At 76.1% G+C, this 14,998-nt stretch carries 13 protein-coding genes; 3 read left to right on the top strand and 10 right to left on the bottom strand.

What is annotated here, in order from left to right; genetic code table 11:
- The 3 genes from AC0IVP_RS09045 to steA are packed head-to-tail and all read right to left on the bottom strand — an operon-like array spanning position 1 to position 2,989.
- Positions 1-831, bottom strand: a complete 831-nt coding sequence (locus AC0IVP_RS09045) for a hypothetical protein (RefSeq protein WP_471756047.1) — start codon at positions 829-831, stop codon at positions 1-3.
- Complete coding sequence (locus AC0IVP_RS09040; RefSeq protein WP_471756045.1) at positions 831-1,808, bottom strand: copper transporter; 978 nt, start codon at positions 1,806-1,808, stop codon at positions 831-833. The genes AC0IVP_RS09045 and AC0IVP_RS09040 overlap by 1 nt, the downstream gene beginning before the upstream one ends.
- Positions 1,805-2,989 carry a putative cytokinetic ring protein SteA gene (steA, locus tag AC0IVP_RS09035; protein WP_471756043.1) on the bottom strand — a complete coding sequence of 395 codons (1,185 nt, stop codon included), beginning with the start codon at positions 2,987-2,989 and terminating at the stop codon, positions 1,805-1,807. Before steA ends, AC0IVP_RS09040 begins: the two co-directional genes overlap by 4 nt.
- A gap of 242 nt (positions 2,990-3,231) precedes the next feature.
- Between steA and AC0IVP_RS09030 the strand changes: the two genes are divergently transcribed.
- Positions 3,232-4,500 carry a TetR/AcrR family transcriptional regulator gene (locus AC0IVP_RS09030; RefSeq protein ID WP_471756041.1) on the top strand — a complete coding sequence of 423 codons (1,269 nt, stop codon included), beginning with the start codon at positions 3,232-3,234 and terminating at the stop codon, positions 4,498-4,500.
- 59 nt (positions 4,501-4,559) lie between these two features.
- On the opposite strand, the gene recN is transcribed toward AC0IVP_RS09030, so the two are convergent.
- Genes recN through AC0IVP_RS09010 form a run of 4 tightly spaced genes read right to left on the bottom strand, consistent with a single transcriptional unit; the run spans position 4,560 to position 8,538 of the window.
- The gene (gene recN / locus AC0IVP_RS09025; protein ID WP_471756039.1) at positions 4,560-6,368 is read right to left on the bottom strand and encodes a DNA repair protein RecN; all 1,809 of its coding nucleotides are present in this window, start codon (positions 6,366-6,368) and stop codon (positions 4,560-4,562) included.
- Entirely contained in the window at positions 6,355-7,434 is a 1,080-nt protein-coding gene (locus AC0IVP_RS09020) for an NAD kinase (protein ID WP_082557195.1), read from the bottom strand. Before AC0IVP_RS09020 ends, recN begins: the two co-directional genes overlap by 14 nt.
- Positions 7,431-8,252, bottom strand: a complete 822-nt coding sequence (locus tag AC0IVP_RS09015; protein WP_471756037.1) for a TlyA family RNA methyltransferase — start codon at positions 8,250-8,252, stop codon at positions 7,431-7,433. The genes AC0IVP_RS09020 and AC0IVP_RS09015 overlap by 4 nt, the downstream gene beginning before the upstream one ends.
- Before the next feature lie 19 nt (positions 8,253-8,271).
- Positions 8,272-8,538 carry a hypothetical protein gene (locus AC0IVP_RS09010; protein WP_056300198.1) on the bottom strand — a complete coding sequence of 89 codons (267 nt, stop codon included), beginning with the start codon at positions 8,536-8,538 and terminating at the stop codon, positions 8,272-8,274.
- Between the two features lie 287 nt (positions 8,539-8,825).
- Here AC0IVP_RS09010 and AC0IVP_RS09005 point away from each other — a divergent pair, with 287 nt between their 5' ends.
- A complete protein-coding gene (locus AC0IVP_RS09005; RefSeq protein ID WP_235564981.1) occupies positions 8,826-9,143 on the top strand; it encodes an alkyl sulfatase C-terminal domain-containing protein in 318 nt (105 codons plus the stop codon).
- Positions 9,144-9,173: 30 nt separating this feature from the next.
- Here AC0IVP_RS09005 and AC0IVP_RS09000 read toward each other — a convergent pair whose 3' ends face one another.
- Entirely contained in the window at positions 9,174-10,271 is a 1,098-nt protein-coding gene (locus AC0IVP_RS09000; protein ID WP_471756035.1) for an HAD-IIA family hydrolase, read from the bottom strand.
- Between the two features lie 161 nt (positions 10,272-10,432).
- Between AC0IVP_RS09000 and AC0IVP_RS08995 the strand changes: the two genes are divergently transcribed.
- Positions 10,433-11,728 carry a DUF1015 family protein gene (locus AC0IVP_RS08995; RefSeq protein ID WP_471756033.1) on the top strand — a complete coding sequence of 432 codons (1,296 nt, stop codon included), beginning with the start codon at positions 10,433-10,435 and terminating at the stop codon, positions 11,726-11,728.
- Positions 11,729-11,756: 28 nt separating this feature from the next.
- Here the strand turns inward: AC0IVP_RS08995 and AC0IVP_RS08990 are convergent, their stop codons facing one another.
- Together AC0IVP_RS08990 and AC0IVP_RS08985 are read right to left on the bottom strand one after the other, a co-directional pair.
- Positions 11,757-12,122: a single-stranded DNA-binding protein gene (locus AC0IVP_RS08990; RefSeq protein WP_471756031.1), complete on the bottom strand. Its 366-nt coding sequence runs from the start codon at positions 12,120-12,122 to the stop codon at positions 11,757-11,759.
- Between the two features lie 84 nt (positions 12,123-12,206).
- Positions 12,207-13,367 (bottom strand): tetratricopeptide repeat protein, encoded by a 1,161-nt coding sequence (locus AC0IVP_RS08985; RefSeq protein ID WP_056300211.1) that lies wholly within the window; start codon positions 13,365-13,367, stop codon positions 12,207-12,209.
- Positions 13,368-14,998: the final 1,631 nt, after the last annotated feature.

Raw genomic sequence — 14,998 nt, 5'->3', positions numbered from 1 at the left:
TCAGGCGGGGCGTCGGCCGAGACGGTCCAGCTCGCGCAGGCCCGGGGTGGACTCGATGACGGCGGTGAAGCTCACCTTCTCGCTCGCCAGCGTGAGCCCGGTGACCAGTGCCAGTGCGCCCACGCGGGCCGCCCGGGACTCCGCACCGGCCAACCGGAGACCCAGCAGCGCGCCCAGGGAGTTCGCTCCGCAGTCACCGAGCATGACCTGCTCGCCCAGGTCCTCGGGCAGCACCGCCAGCGCGGCACCCAGGGGGCCGGCGACCAGACCGCCGACGGGACCGGCCAGCGTGCCGGCGGCCAGCAGCGAGCCGGCCTTGGCGGCCCGGCCCGGGCGCAGGTCCAGCAGGTTGACCAGGTTCGCGGTGCCCGCCACCAGGCCGGTGGTCAGCACGCCGTCCACCCATGCGCCGGCGCCGGTCCCCCGGCGGGTCAGCACGGCCGCGACGGCCGCCGCCGCACCGAGTCCGGCGACCTTGACCGCGCCGGCCGACACCCGGCCGGCCCGCAGCGCGGCCAGGTGGCCGGCCAGGCCCTTGTCCCGGGCCTGCTCAGGACGTGCACCCGCCAGGTCGTCGTAGCCCCCGACGACCGCACCCACCGTCCCCACCAGGGCGGCCGCCGCACGGGTCCCCGCCGGGGCGCCCAGCACCGCCGACCCGGTGGCGGCCGCGGCCAGCACCGGGCCGCCGAGCAGGGTCAGCGGCCGACGGGCGTAGTTGGTGCGCCGCCAGCGGGCGGCCGCGGGCCGCTCGGCGGCCTCGAGCGCCCCGGCGAGCCCGGCCCGGACGACGCCCGCGCCGAGGGCGGCGAGGACCAGCCGGGAGGCCATCAGCGGGCGGGGACCGGCGGGACGGGCTGCGCGTCCTCGCCCGTACCGTACCGGCCCGACGTCCCCTGGCCCTCGCTCGACAGAGCCAGCACGGTGCTGATCCGGCCCTCGGGGGCGTTCGCGTTGTCGACCGTGGAGATGGTCGTGGAGGCCTCGGTGTCGGCCCGGATGACCCCGACCAGCCCACCGTCGCCGGCGGATGCGGCGTTGCCGCTGACCACGGCGCCCGAGCCCTGCGCGTCCAGCGCGCTGACCAGGTCCAGCAGGGCGGCGTTGCGCGCCTCGGCGTCGTCCCCGGTGACGGCGCCGGCGGTGAGGAACACCGCGTAGTCCGCCGCGCTCACCGAGTCGCTGCCCACGCTGAGCACGTCCAGGGCGGCCAGGCCGGCGAGCACCTGGGAGGTGGCGGTGCTGTCCGGTGCCGTGCCGGGGACGACGCTGCCGTCCTCGGCGACCGCACCGCTGGGGGCGATCACCAGCACCTGGGCCAGCAGGCTGGCGACCAGCTCGGCGGTGTCGCTGGTCTCCGGGGCGGTGATGCCCGGGGGCAGGCCGCCGGGGCCGGTGACGTAGGTCTGCAGGCTCTGCGCGGTGGCCGGGTCGCTGTAGGCCGGCGACAGCTCCACGGTCCCGGTGACGGTCGCGCCGGCGTCGGTGATCAGCGAGCTGATCTCGTCGACCACGTCGCTGTCGACGTCCTCGTTGCCCACGACCAGCACGACCGAGCGACCGGTGAGGGTGCCGGCGACCAGCGCGGGGCCGACCTCCTCGGCGAACCCGCCAGTGGCGTCCAGCTGCGCCTGCAGCCCCTGGGTCTCGTCCTCCAGGGCCCGCTTGTCCTCCTGCAGGCCGGTGACCTGGGTGCGCAGGTTGTCGGTCAGCTGGCCGTTGAGGGCGGTGGTCCCGATGACGATGCCCAGCGCGATCGCCAGGAAGACCGCGATCAGCGAGACGAGGTGGTAACGGAAGTCGATCACGAGAAGAGGTTCTCCAACCAGAACACGAGGCTGTCCCACTGGTCGACCAGCAGGTCGAGGTAGATCTGACCGGTGGTCGAGACGGCGAGCGCGGCCCCGATCGACACGAATGCGGCCAGCACCAGCAGGACGAGGGCGAGGGTCGAGATGCGGCTGCGGTAGAGCCGGGAGACGCCCTTGGCGTCGACCAGCTTGCCGCCCAGCCGCAGGCGGGTGAGGAACGTGGAGGCCATGCCACCGCGGCCCTTGTCGAGGAACTCGACGAGCGTGGCGTGCGTGCCCACCGCGACGATGAGCGTGGCGCCCTTCTCGTCGGCCAGCAGCATCGCGATGTCCTCGCTGGTCGCCGCGGCCGGGAAGGTGATCGCCTCGACACCGAGGTCCAGCACGCGCTGCAGACCGGGGGCGCGGCCGTCGGCGTAGGCGTGCACGACCACCTCGGCCCCGCAGCGCAGCACGGAGTCCGAGACCGAGTCCATGTCCCCGATGATCATGTCCGGCTGGTAGCCGGCCTCGATGAGCGCGTCGGCCCCGCCGTCGACCCCGATCAGCACCGGGCGGTAGTCCCGGACGTAGGACCTCAGCGCCCCGAGGTCCTCCTTGTAGTCGTACCCACGGACGACGATCAGCACATGCCGGCCGTCGATCTGGGTCGCCACGTCCGGGACGCCGACACCGTCGAGCAGGAGGGCCCGCTCGGTCTTCATGTACTCCATCGTGTTGGCTGCGAAGGCCTCCAACTGCGTGGACAGACCCGCGCGGGCCTCGGTCATCGCCACGGCGATGGTCTCGTCGGTCTGCTCCGTGCCGGTGACGACGGCGGTGTCGTCCACGTAGAGGGTGTCGCCGTCCAGGCGGACGGTGGTGCCCTCCTTGAGGTCGGCGAAGACCTCCTTGCCGACGTTGTCCAGCAGCGGGATGCCGGCCGCGGCGAGGATCCCGGGACCCAGGTTCGGGTAACGGCCCGAGGTGCTGGCCGCGGCGTTGACGACGCCGGCGACCTTGCAGGAGACGAGGGAGTCCGCGCTGACGCGGTCGATGTCCACGTGGTCGATGACCGCGATGTCGCCCGGGCGCAGCCGCTTGGTCAGGTTCTTGGTGCGGCGGTCCAGTCGCACGGTCCCGGTCACCCCAGGGGCCGTGTCAGCGGCGCTCTTCCGCCGGATGGTGCCGATGCGCATGGCCGCGATGGTCGCACGCGGGGCTGATCACGCTCCCGCCCGACGCGCTCCCGCGGCCGGCTGAGACGCACTCGTCCGCTCACGGAGGGTGAACGACACCACCCCCCGGCGACTCGCCCGGCCGCCGCCCGGAGCGGCGTGGAGGGCCGGCCGGTGGGGTGTCTAGCGTGGCTCGGGTGACTGGTGGGGCCCGGACGAGGCGAGCTGCAGCGACTGTCCTGTCCGAGGCGACCGGGATCGAGGTGCCGGTCGCTACAGCGACGGCAGCCGAGGTCCGCGCGGAGGACGTCGTCGCAGCCCAGGCGCGCGCCCACGCCCGCGAGGCCGCTCGCGCCGCCTCCCCGGAGGAGGACGAGCTCGCCGTCGCCGAACCCGCGGTGCCGACCGTGGACGCAGTCCTGGACGCGGGCCTGACGGTCGTCCCGGACCCCGGTCCCGACGTGGACGCCGCCCCCGCTGCCGGCGCTGACGGCTCCCCCGCCGGGTCGTCCACCGACGCCGGTCCACAGCCGGACGCCGACCCCGTGGTGGACGACACGTCACTGCGTGACGACGACCGTGCCGAGCGTGCGGTGGCCGAACGCGCCGTGCCGGAGAGCGCCGTGCCGAAGGGCGCTGCGGTGAAGCGCGCTGCGACCAAGAGCGCCGCGCCGAAGGGCGCTCCGGTGAAGCGCGCTGCGACCAAGAGCGCCGCGCCGAAGGGCGCTCCGGTGAAGCGCGCTGCGACCAAGCGCGCCGTGCCGAAGCGCGCTGCGGTGGAAGGCGCTGCCGCGAAGGGCGCTGCGGCGACCGCTGCCCGGGCCGCCGCGACCCCGGCGGACACGCCGCCGACCGGCAGCACCGCCTCCGGTGCGCCCGCGCCCAAGCGCCGCCGCGGCGGGCAGAACCTGCGTGAGGTCCGGCGGCAGCAGACCCGGGAGACGATCGTGGACGCGGCGTCCGCGCTGTTCGTGGAGCGCGGCTTCGACCACGTCAGTGTGCTGGAGATCGCCCAGCGCGCCGGGGTGGTCGAGAAGACGGTCTTCAACCACTTCCCGGTCAAGGAGGGCCTGGTCTTCGAGGCCGACCCGCCGATGCAGGCAGCCCTGCTGGACGCCGTGCGGCGTCGGCGCGCCGGGGAGTCCGTCGCCGCCGCGGCCGGCACGTTCATCGTCGCGGCGTGCAGCCGGCTCGGTGACCCGCGCGCCGCGGGCACCGTGGCGGAGATGGCACGCGTCATCCGCGGCTCCCGGACCCTGCAGGTGCGGGAGCGGGAGATCCTCGGGCAGCTCACCGACGCCCTGGCCGAGCAGATCACCCTGGAGACCCGCGCCGAGCCCGGCGAACTGGAGCCCTGGCTGACCGCGAACGCCGTCCTCGGGCTCTACCAGGCGCTGCTGGAGCTCGCGCGGGACCGGGTGCTCGGCCCCGACGGCACCGACGACCTCGTGGAGGAGCTGCGGGCCCGCGGGGAACGCGGCCTCGCGCTGCTGCAGTTCGGGCTGGCCGGCTACGACAAGCGGAGGGCCTGACCGCACCGACCGGCGTGCGCTGGGCACCTCGGCCGGCCGGTCCCGGCCCTCCGCTCAGGTCACTGGGGCTGCCCGGCGACCGCCAGGAGTTCGCGGGCGTGCGCCTGCCCCGTGTCGCTGTCGCTGAGCCCGGACAGCATGCGGGCGAGCTCGCGCACCCGGTCCTCGCCGGCGACCGCGCGGATGTCGGTGGCGGTCACCCCGGCCCCGGAGTCCGGCGTCTTGTCGACCACCAGGTGCGTGTCGGCGAACGCCGCGACCTGCGCCAGGTGGGTGACGACGACGACCTGGTGTTCCCCCGCCAACCGGGCCAGCCTTCGGCCGATCTCCCCGGCGGCCTGACCCCCGACCCCGGCGTCGACCTCGTCGAAGACCATCACCGGCACCGGGTCGGCACCGGCGAAGACCACCTCGATGGCCAGCATGACGCGGGAGAGCTCGCCGCCGGACGCGCCCTTGTGCACCGGGCGGGCGGGGGCGCCGGGGTGCGCGGCCAGCAGCAGCGCGACCTCGTCGGCCCCCTCCGGACCGGGCGACTCCAGGTCGGTGGTGACGGCGAAGGACACCCGGGCGGTCTTCATCGCCAGGCCGGCCAGCTCGCGGCCCACGTCGGCGGCGAACCCCTCGGCGGCGGCGGTCCGGCCGGCCGAGACCCGCTCGGACAGCTCCCGCAGCTCGGCACGGGCCGCGTCCCGGGACGCCGTCAGCGCCTCCAGGGCCTCGTCGGAGACGTCGAGCTGGGACAGCCGGTCGGTGGCGTCCTCCGCCCAGGCCAGCACCCCACCCACCCCGGCGCCGTGGTCGGCGTAGGTGCGCACGAGCGTGGTGATGGCGGCTCGGCGGTCCAGCACCTCGGCCAGGCGGGCGGGGTCGGCGTCCAGGTCGGCGACGTACCCGGCCAGCTCCACCCCGACGTCGGCGACGACCGCCCCGACGTCACCCAGCCGCTCGGCCAGGGCGACGAGGGCCGGGTCGCCGGAGGCCGCCAACGCCCGCTGGGCGGCTGCCAGCGCGGTCGTCGCGTCCTGCGGGAGGTCCTCGCCACCGCCCAGGTCGCCGGTGGTGTCACCGACCAGCGCGAGCCGGGCCTCGTCGGCGGCGCCACGCAGGGCGTCGGCGTCGCCCAGCCGGGTGGCCTGGGCGTCCAGTGCCGTGTCCTCGTCGGGCTGGGGTGCCACGGCGGCGATCTCCTCCAGACCGCGCCGGAGCACCTCGGCGGTCTGCGCGAGCTCGCGGGTCTGGGTCCGTCGGCGCTCGAGGTCCTCGGCGAGCTGACGCCAGCGGGCGTGCGCGGCCCGGTGGGCCTCGACCAGCTCGAGGTGCGCCGGACCGGCGTACCTGTCCAGGGCCCGGCGCTGCTCGGCCGGACGGGTCAGCCGGAGCTGGTCGGTCTGGCCGTGCACGGCCAGGAGGTCCTCGGCGATCTCGGCGACGACGCCGACGGGGACGCTGCGTCCCCCCAGGTAGGCCCGGGACCGCCCCTCGGCGCTGACCGTGCGCGCGAGGATGAGGCTGCCGTCCTCGTCGGCCTCGGCGCCGGCCTCGGCGGCCCGCGCCCACACCGGGCTGTCCGGCGGCAGCACGAGCCGACCCTCGACCCCGGCTCGACCCTGCGCCCGGACGCGGCCCGGGTCCGCTCGCCCGCCGAAGAGCAGGGTGAGCCCGGTGACCACCATGGTCTTGCCGGCACCGGTCTCCCCCGTCACGACCGTCAACCCCGGGTTGAGGTCGAGGGTCACGTCGTCGATGGCACCCAGGCCGTGGATGCGGACCTCGCTCAGCGCCCCGTGCCGCGCCGACGCCACGGGCGCCGCCTGGACCGCCGGCGAGGGCGCCGGGGTGGCCTTCTTCCGCTCACGCGGTGCCATGCGGTGCCCCTCCGTGCTGCTCACCGGTGCCGGGGGTCGAGGCCGGCTCCGCGGTGTCGTCGCGCAGCAGCACGTTGCGCCGCGTCGGGGCCAGCTCCCGGCCGGGGCCGGCGTGCGCGGACCGGGCGTCCCGGAACCCCCGGACGGGCAGCCCGAACTTGGCCACCAGCCGGTCGCCGAAGGTCGTGGGGTGCACCCGGGCGATGCGCACCGACCGGTCCGAGCGGCGCACGTCGACCCGGCCGCCGGCCGGGATGTCGACCACCCGGCGCCCGTCGGCGGACACCCGGGCCCGGGTCCCGTCCGGCGGGATGGCGATGGTCAGCACCGCGTTGGGCGAGGTGACCAGCGGCCGGGAGAACAACGCGTGCGCGTTGGTGGGCACCAGCAGGATCGCGTCGACGTCGGGCCACACGACGGGGCCACCCGCGGAGAAGGCGTAGGCGGTGGAGCCGGTCGGGGTCGCGGCCAGCACGCCGTCGCAGCCGAAGCTGGTCAGCGGCCGTCCGTCGATGGCCAGCACCACGTCCAGCACCCGGGACCGCTCGACCTTCTCCACGGAGGCCTCGTTCAGCGCCCAGGTGCCGCCCACCCGCTCCCCGTCGGCGTCGAACACGTGCGCCTCCAGGGTGAGCCGCTCCTCCACGGAGTACTCGCAGCGCTCGATGGCGGCGAGGGTCTCCTCGACGGCCTCGGGCTCGGTCTCGGCGAGGAACCCGACCCGGCCCAGGTTGACCCCGATCAGCGCGGCGTCGGTGGAGCGCGCGAGTTCGGCGGCACGCAGGAACGTGCCGTCCCCGCCCATCACGAGCACGATCTCGGCGCCCTGCGCGGCCTCGGGCCCGAACGCGACGACCTCGGCGCCCTCGATCTGCAGGTCGACGGCCTCGTCGTCCAGCAGCCGGACGACGATCCCGGCCGCGGTCAGCCGGGCCGCTGCGGTGCGGGCCAGCGCGATGATGTCGGCGCGCCCGGTGTGCGCGGCCAGCAGGACCCGGCGGACCCCGTCGGAGGCGGGCGCGCAGGCCTGGTCGGTGTCCGGCGTGACGCTGTTCTCGAGGTTCACTGGGGGCCCTCCTGGACGGCTCGGTGGACGGCTTCGGGGTCGGGGGGTGCGGCGTCCCGCCGCAGCCGGAGGAAGAACTCGACGTTGCCGGCGGGGCCGGGCAGCGGACTGGCGACCACCCCGGCGGTGCCCCAGCCCAGGTCGGCGGCTGCCCCGGCCACGGTGAGGACGGCGTCGGCCCGGTGTGCGGGGTCGCGGACCACGCCACCGGTGCCCAGCCGTTCCCGGCCGACCTCGAACTGGGGCTTGACCATGGGGAGCAGCTCCCCGTCGGGCCGAGTGCACCCGGTGAGGGCGGGCAGCACCAGGCGCAGGGAGATGAAGGACAGGTCGGCGACGACGAGGTCGACGGTGCCGCCGATGTCCTCGGGTGTCAGGGTGCGCACGTTGGTCCGCTCGTGGACGGCGACCCGCTCGTCGGTGCGCAGCGACCAGGCCAGCTCGCCGTAGCCGACGTCGACGGCCACGACCTCCCGGGCGCCACGGTCCAGCGACACCTCCGTGAAGCCCCCGGTGGAAGCGCCGGCGTCGAGCACCCGCCGGCCGGTGACGTCGACACCGAACGCGTCCAGCGCACCGATCAGCTTGTGCGCCCCCCGGGACACCCAGCTGGGCGCGTCCGGGTCGGTGCGGACGACGACCGGCGTGCCGGCCTCGACGCCGGTGGCCGCCTTGGTGGCCAGCTGCCCGCCGACGGTGACCCTGCCCTCGGTGATGAGGGTCTGGGCGTGCTCCCGGGAGCGCGCCAGCTTGCGCCGGACGAGTTCGGCGTCCAGCCGGGCACGGCGGGCCATCAGGAGCCCACCGTCGTCGCGCACGGGGTGGGTCGGGGTGCGGTCACAGCTGGTCGATGGTGGCGAGGCGGCGCTGCAGCCGCTCGTGCTCGGCCTCCAGCACGGCCGCGTGGCCTGCGACCGGCACCGCCTGCAGTCGTTCGGCGAGGGTGTCCACCGGGTCGGCCGGGGAGCCGGAGGGGGCGGCCGCGGGATCGGGACCGTCGCCCTCCGAGACCGCGGCGGGTGCCGGACCGGGACGGGCGGTCGGGCTCGGGGACCCGGGTACCGGCCGCGGGGGTCCGGGCAGCGGGCGACCGGTCTGCGTCACGTGTGCCCCTCCCTGCCTTCGTGGCCGTGTCGGTGTGCAGGTGCCTGGGTCCCGGCGGCAGGTCCACGGGGGACCCACGGACCGTCCTCTCCCCCGGCCTGCACCGGTGGGCCAGGGCGTGCCGCGACAACCGCGACGACCGGCACCGCTCATCCCCGAGGCTACTGCCCGGCACCGACAGGACCGGGGCCGCGGGACCCCCGGGGTAGCGTGCCCGGGGCGCCGCAGACGCGTTGCCGACCCGCCGACCGTGGAGGCACCCGAGCGTGGCGACCCTCGAGCAGTGCATGAGCGCCCTGGAGGGGTTCGTCGGCAAGCTGGCCGCCAACCCGGCCGCGCAGGGCCTGGACCGGACCGTCTCCTGCCGCCTGACCGACCTCCAGCAGGTGGTCCAGGGCCGCCTCGCCAGCGGCTCCGCGCACGACGTGACCGCCGTGCCCGAGAGCCCGTCGGTGCCCAAGGCCGACATCCGGTTCACCATGACCAGCGACGACCTGCTGGAGCTCACCGCCGGGCAGCTGTCGTTCGGCTCGGCCTGGGCCAGTGGTCGGGTCAAGCTGGAGGCCGGCCTCCGCGACATGCTGCGCCTGCGCTCCCTGCTCTGAGGTCCCGGGCGCTCGCCGGCGGTCCAGGGTTCAGCCCTCCGTCAGCTGCCAGCGCCGCAACGCCGCCGCCGCCTCGTCGCCGCTCCCGTCGGCGGCGCTGACCCGGGCCGGGGCCGCGTCGGCACGGTGGTCGGCCCAGTGCGCGACGCACAGCGCGCGGAGGCCGTCCAGGCCGTCGTCCGTGCCCGCTGCGCCGCCGTCCGGGCCCGCCAGCAGCAGCCCGCCCTCCCCGTCCGACGTGGCCCGCCACCCACCGCACACCCAGTCGGCACCCTCGCGGACCACCTCGGGGTGGCTGCGCGTCAGGCCGGCGACGTCGTCGGCGATCAGGTCGGGCCGGTGCTCGGGGCCGGCGGCCAGCAGGACGTCGGGGGTGGTGACGCCGGAGAACACGAGCAGGCTGGGCGCACCGGCCCGCTGGGCTCCCTCGACGTCGGTGTCCAGCCGGTCGCCGACCACCAGCGGGGTGCGGGCCCCGGTGCGTCGCACGCACTCGGCGTGCATGGCCGGGTCGGGCTTGCCGGTCACGACCGGCCGTTGGCCGGTGACGGCGCTGACCACACCCACCAGCGCGCCGTTGCCGGGCAGGACCCCGCGCGGCGAGGGGATGGTGGCATCGGTGTTGGTGGCCACGTGCACCGCTCCCCCGCGCACCGCCACGACGGCCTCGGACAGCTGGACCCACCCGACGTCCCGGCCGTAGCCCTGCAGCACGGCCACCGGGCCGTCCTCGGCGCTGTCGACCACCTGGAGACCCGCGGCCCGCAGCGCAGCAGCGACGCCGGGACCACCCACGGCGAGCACCGCGGCGCCGTCGCCGAACCGCTCGGCGACGACGGTGGCACCGGCCTGGGAGCTGGTGATGACGTCGGCGGCCTCGGCCGGCACGTCGAGCTCGGTCAGGTGCCGGGCGACCTCCTCGGGGGTACGCGCGGCGTTGTTGGTGACGAAGCCCAGGCGCATGCCGGTGTCACGGGCTGCCCGCAGGGCCTCGGCGGCACCCGGGACCGCGTCGGGGCCCACGTAGACCACGCCGTCCAGGTCCAGCAGCGCAACGTCGTGGACGGCGGTCGGCGGCTGGGCGCTGCCTGCGGCCAGCAGGGGCACCTCGGGGTGCTCGACGGTCACGGGGTCCTCCGGGGTGGTGGTGGCGGTGACCGGGTCGGTCTGCCGGTTGATCGCACCACAACCCCCCGGGTCGCACGCTGTGGCCCGTCCGTCCCGCGGCTGCCGGGGCCGGCGGTCGGTGGGGCGGGCGTCCGTCCGGGAGCCGCTCCTACGATCGCGGGATGCCCACGCCACCCCCCGGTCCCCCGCCGTCGTCACGGTCGGACACCCTGCGGGTCGCGGCGTTCGGGGCCCTGGTCTACGCGCAGCACGACCCGGCCCACCTGTCCCGGGTCAGCTCGCCGGCCTACGACCTGGTCACCGCGCAGGGGCGGGCGGGTCTGGCAGCCGCCGACCCGCACAACGTGGTGCGGCTGATCCTGCCCGGTGTGGACGACGACCGGCCCACCGCCGCGGACCCCGCCGCGACAGCGGCGTCGGCGGCCGGGACGCTGACTGCCTGGCGCGCCTCGGGAGTGCTCACCGAGGACGCCGGCCCAGCGCTGTGGCTGTACCGGATGCTCTCGGCCGACGGCTCCGAGACCACCGGCTGGCTGGCTGCGGTGGCCGTCCCGGAGGACGGGTCGCGTGCGGTGCTGCCGCACGAGGACACGTACGCGCCCGCGGTGGAGGGCCGACGCCTGCTGCTGGCCGCGACCCGCACCGACCTGGAGCCGATCGTGCTCGCCCACGACCCCGACGCCGACGTGGCGGCGGTGGCCGACCGGGTGGCCACCGGTCGACCGACGATGACGGTGGCCGACCCGGACGGCGTACGGCACACGCTCTGGCGGGTCGAGGACGCCGACCTGCTGGACCGCGTCGTCTCCGGCCTGGGACGGACCGGTGCCGTGATCGCCGACGGCCACCACCGCTTCGCCGCCGCCCGCGCGCACGCTGCCTCGGGGGCACCCGGGTCGGGCTCCGTCCTCGCCCTGCTGACGCCCATGGGACCCGGCGGGCTGCGGCTGCGCGCCATCCACCGCGTCGTGCCGGGGCTCGAGCTGACCGCGGCAGGAGGCGCGGCCGCCACCGGGTTCACCGTGACGAAGCTGCCCGTGCCCGCCGAGGGGGTGGTCGCAGCCGTCCACGAGTGGACCCGCGGGAGCGACCGGGGCCGGATCCTGCTCAGTGACGGCCACGACCTGCTGGAGCTCGGCGACCCGACAACGGCGGTGCGGGACCGGGTGCCGACCGACCAGCCCGCGAGCTGGCGGGCACTCGACGTGGTCCTCGCCCACCACGGCCTGGTCGGCGCGCTCTGGGGGCTCCCCGACGACCCGGCGCACGTGCTCGTCGCCCACGACCCCGACGAGGCCCTGCGGTCCGCCCAGGAGACCGCCGGGGTGGCGCTGCTCCTGCGTTCCCCCACGCCGGACGACGTGGCTGCGGTGGCGCGGTCCGGCGCCCGCATGCCCCGCAAGTCCACGCTCTTCGTGCCCAAGCCGCGCACGGGCCTGGTGCTGCGGCCTCACTGAGGCAGGCGTCCTCGCGCGGCTCACACCTTCACGCACCGTCCACCGCGGTCTCGCGCCGGGCGTGGGACCGGGTGGCCTTGCGAGCCCCACGGACCGAGACCTCGTAGGCGACCGCCGTGCCGTTCGGCGTCCGCCAGAAGCGGCGCTGCAGTGCGCCGTCGACCTCGATGACGTCGTCGGGGTGCCATGCCTGCGCCCGGGTGATCAGGCCCTTGGCGGTGCTGACACACGTGAGGACGTCGCTCTTGGGACCCCGCGGGCGTGGTGACTCGCGGCGGACGACGAGCTTGAACAGGAGCAGCGTGTCCCCGCTGGGCAGGGGACGCAGCTCGACGGGTGCTGACAGGCGTCCGCGGAGGACGACGTCGTTGCGGTCGATCAGGGCCAGGCTCATGGCAGGAGCCTCACCCCCCAGGTGGACACACGACGGGCCCGCCCACGATCTGTGGACGGGCCCGGTGCATGTGGACGGCGACCGTCAGCTGCGGGTCGGGACCTGCTCGTCGCCGTCGTCGTCACCGTGGGTGTCCTCGGCGATCTCGGCGGCCTGGAACAGCCCGGTGTGCCCGGCGGCACCCGACCGGGGGACGCTCGTGGTGCTGGGTGCCTGCTCGTCGGAGAACCCGGGGGCCGGGATCTCTCCCAGCAGCTCGGCGACCTCGGCCTCGACGTCGTCCTCGTCCGGGTCGTAGCCCGGCCCGACGTCCTCGCCGTCGACGAGGTCTTCGTCGTCGTCGGTCTCCTCGGAGCTGTCCCCGGCACCGTCTGCGGCCGCCTCTGCCACCGCCTCAGACCCGGAGGCCGCCTGTGGCTCGACCATCGCACCACCGGCGGTGTCCACGGAGGTGTCGAGGTCGGAGTCACCCGTGTCGCCGGCATCCGAGGAGTCGACGGCCTCGGGGACTGCAGTCGGCTCGTCACCCACCTCGTCGTCGGCCTGGTCGTCGTCGAGGTCGTCGTCGAGGTCGTCCTGGAGGTCGTCGCCGTCCTCGAGGTCGTCGTCGTCCTCGTCGAACTCGATGCCGGAGAACCGCTCGGACACGCCGGTCTCGTCCTCGGGGTCGGCGGCCATGATGGCGCTGAACCACTGGTCGGCGAGCTCGGCGTCCCCCCGGACCACGAGCAGGTCGGCGTAGGCCGTGGCCAACCGGAGGCGGCCCAGGTCGCCGGCCTGCAGCGACTCCGGATCCGGTCGCCCGCCCAGGGCACTCTCCAGGACGAGCGCCGCGGCAGGCAGCTCGTCGAGGTCCTGTCGTGCCCCGGACTCGACGAGCTGGAGCTCGACGATCTCCTCGGGCTCTGGCCGCGCCGCGAGGGCCTCCGACACCAGGCGCAGGGCCACCTCGGGCTTGCCCAGGGCGCGCTCGCAGTCGGCGAGGACGGCCCGGTAGCCCTGGTCGCCGCTCATCCGGCGGTACGCCCGCAGTTCGCTGGCAGCCTCGGCGTAGTCACCGGCGTGGTACGCGGCAACCCCCACGGCCTCCCGCACGGCGGCGATCCGGGACGCGCGGTCCCGGGCTGCACGAGCGTGGGCCAGGGCGGTCTCGGGGTCCTCGTCGACGAGGCCACCGGCGGCGACCAGGTGCTGGCCGACGACCTCGGCGTTGCGGGAGTCCAGACCCCGGAGGGCCTGGCGCACCGACGAGTCCAGCTGGCGGGGGTCGGCCCACTCGGGGATCGGCGGGCCGGCGGGCCTGCGCTCGGCGAACCCCCCGGTCCGCTCACCCCCGGAGGGGCGGCGGTCCTGCCACGCCGGACGGTCACCCGAGGGGCGACCACCACGGTCGGGACGGTCGCCGGAGGGGCGACGGTCCTGCGACGCGGGACGGTCGCCGGAGGGACGCCCCGCGCCGGCCGGCCGTTCCCCTGAGGGACGGCGGTCCTGCCACGCCGGACGGTCGCCGGACGGCCGGCCGCCACGGTCGGGACGGTCGCCAGAGGGACGCTGCGGACGGTCGCTCGCAGGGCCCCGGTCCTGCCACGCGGGCCGGTCCCCGGACGGACGGGCGCCACGCTCGGGACGGTCCCCGGAGGGACGACGGTCCTGCCACGCGGGCCGGTCGCCGGAGGGACGCTGCGGCCGGTCGCCGGAGGGACGACGGTCCTGCCAGGCGGGACGGTCGTCCGACGGGCGCGCGCCACGGTCGGGACGATCGCCACCCGGCCGCTCGCTGCGCCCGTACGCCGGGTTCACCCGGTCAGGACGGTCGTCGGAACCGTTGCGGTCCTGCCACGCCGGACGGTCACCCGCCGGCCGCCCACCACGGTCGGGACGGTCGCCCGAGGGGCGACGGTCCTGCCACGCCGGACGGTCGCCGGAGGGACGGTTGCCACGATCGGGGCGGTCGCCCGAGGGACGCTGTGGGCGGTCACCCGACGGGCGGCGGTCCTGCCAGGCCGGGCGGTCACCCAACGGGCGCGCGCCACGGTCGGCACGGTCACCACCCGGTCGGCCACGCTCGTCACCGCCGCGCTGCGGCCGGCCCGCACCGTACCTGGGCTGCCAGTCGCCGCTCAGACGCTCGCGCTCGCGTGCACCCGGCGGGCGCTGGGGAGAAACCGACCCGCGGTCCTGGGCGTCGCGGCCGCCGTCGCCACCGGCGGGGCGACGGTCCTGCCACGCCGGCCGGTCACCCGTCGGGCGACCACCGCGGTCCGGCCGCTGCCCGCCCTGGGGTCGACCCCCACTGCCGCCGGCGGGGCGCTGCCCACCGCTGGGGCGCCGGTCCTGCCAGTCGCCACGGGGACGCTCGCCACCGCCCGAGGGACGACGCTCCTGCCAGTCCCCACGGAGTCGATCGCCGCCACCACCAGCGCCACCGCCGCCGGCGGGGCGACGGTCCTGCCACTGCGGGCGGTCGCCCGAAGGGCGCCCAGCACCCTGACCGCCACGATCATCACGTGACGCAGCTCCGCGGTACCCGCCTCCGCCGCCCCCGGTACCGCCGGACTGGCCGCGGTGTCCCGCCGGCCGAGCCGGACGGGCACCATCACGGCCCTGCGGACGACCAGCCTGCCCAGGGTTGCCACCGGAGCCGCGGCCGCGGTCGGCGCCGCCGGCGCCACGTCGGGGTGAAGTCATGAGCCAGGTACCTCTTCGTTCGTGGGGCAACGCCGTGGAGTCTCCAGGCGGTCGTACTCGGACGACAGACAGCGAAAAGGGGGCCAGAGCATGTGCTCTGACCCCCTTTTCGGAATGATGTCCGGCGGCGTCCTACTCTCCCACCCAGTCCCCCGGGCAGTACCATCGGCGCTGAGAGGCTTAGCTTC

This window comes from Klenkia sp. AC732, assembly GCF_979256525.1.
This window is presented reverse-complemented; position numbering and strand designations above follow the sequence as displayed.

Bases quoted from the DNA above. Each gene is read 5' to 3' on its own strand.
- AC0IVP_RS09045 (WP_471756047.1), bottom strand. From the start codon at position 831: ATGGCCTCCCGGCTGGTCCTCGCCGCCCTCGGCGCGGGCGTCGTCCGG.
- steA (WP_471756043.1), bottom strand. From the start codon at position 2,989: ATGCGCATCGGCACCATCCGGCGGAAGAGCGCCGCTGACACGGCCCCT.
- recN (WP_471756039.1), bottom strand. From the start codon at position 6,368: ATGGCACCGCGTGAGCGGAAGAAGGCCACCCCGGCGCCCTCGCCGGCG.
- AC0IVP_RS09005 (WP_235564981.1), top strand. From the start codon at position 8,826: ATGAGCGCCCTGGAGGGGTTCGTCGGCAAGCTGGCCGCCAACCCGGCC.
- AC0IVP_RS08995 (WP_471756033.1), top strand. From the start codon at position 10,433: ATGCCCACGCCACCCCCCGGTCCCCCGCCGTCGTCACGGTCGGACACC.
- AC0IVP_RS08990 (WP_471756031.1), bottom strand. From the start codon at position 12,122: ATGAGCCTGGCCCTGATCGACCGCAACGACGTCGTCCTCCGCGGACGC.